The sequence below is a fragment of the Streptomyces sp. AC627_RSS907 genome (assembly GCF_019049165.1).
The window spans coordinates 1-566 of sequence record NZ_JAGMUE010001564.1; the positions used below are offsets into that span (position 1 = coordinate 1).

The following is a 566-nucleotide window of genomic DNA, read 5'->3' on the forward strand; positions in this document are numbered from 1 at the left end:
GAAAGAGGGAGCCACGGCAGGGCGGGGCGGTGGGCGCCCTCGCGCCCACCGCCCCCGGACGCGGCCGGTGCGGCGGCGAGTACCGGAAACACGCTTGTCCGCGCGCCGCCCCGCACGGAGGATCGGATCATGGATGAGAGCGCTGAGCAGTGGCGAGTACGGTTCGACGCCGAGGTGTCCTTCGGTAACGGGGGCGGCCTCCAGACGCGGGGTTTCCTGTTGGACGTCCCGGCGCCGGACATCGACGACCGGGCACTGGCTGACCTGTTCGTCCGCGAACTCGGCCTGCTGATGGTGGCCGAGGTGCGGATCAGCGGACGCGAGGCGGTGCGCGAGCCGCACCGGGGGCTGCGGACCGCGGCCGACGCGCGCGGGGCCACGGGCGCGGGCCGGGCCGGGGAGCGCCGGTTCGTGGAACTCAGCCACACCGTCCGGCACGGCATGACCACCTACCCCGGCCTGCCGGGACCCGAGATCGGCGACCACCTCTCGCGGCGGGCGTCGCGCGACCACTACGCGCCCGGAACCGAGTTCGCCATCGGCCGCATCACGATGGTCTCCAACAC

At 74.0% G+C, this 566-nt stretch carries 1 pseudogene; it reads left to right on the forward strand.

Going from position 1 to position 566, the window contains the following annotated elements:
* Positions 1–129: 129 nt before the first annotated feature.
* Positions 130–566 (forward strand): annotated as a pseudogene (locus KUM32_RS43005) (cyclase family protein); the annotation flags it as partial.